This window comes from Streptomyces fulvoviolaceus, from assembly GCF_000718165.1.
Lineage (GTDB): Bacteria > Actinomycetota > Actinomycetes > Streptomycetales > Streptomycetaceae > Streptomyces > Streptomyces fulvoviolaceus.
Window position 1 is genome coordinate 1 of the sequence record NZ_JOEY01000195.1, and the last position, 325, is coordinate 325.

1 pseudogene is annotated in these 325 nt (G+C 71.1%); it reads right to left on the reverse strand.

Features of this window, described 5'->3' with window-relative positions:
• Positions 1-325, reverse strand: a pseudogene (locus tag IG08_RS0153490) (IS200/IS605 family accessory protein TnpB-related protein); the annotation flags it as partial.

The following is a 325-nucleotide window of genomic DNA, read 5'->3' on the forward strand; positions in this document are numbered from 1 at the left end:
GCCGGTCTGGTCGGCCATCGAGGTCAGCCGGGCGCGGAGCCGGCCGGTGGGCATGCCCGAGATCAACTGCCGGAACCGTTTGCGGCGGCCGTGCTTCTCCCGGGTCTTCTCCGCGGCGAAGTCCAGGTCTTCCACCGCGATGGCCTTCACCCCGCAGGATCTGGCCCAGTGCAGCAGCCGGGTCAGGGCGTGGCGGACCTGGGCATCACGGTGCTGCGCAGTACCCGTGAGGTCGTAGAAGAAGCGGCGCGGGGTCCCGGTCGGGTTGCCGTGGGTGTCGAGGCGCCAGGCGGCGAGGTGGTCGGCGTTCATGTCGACGCCGATC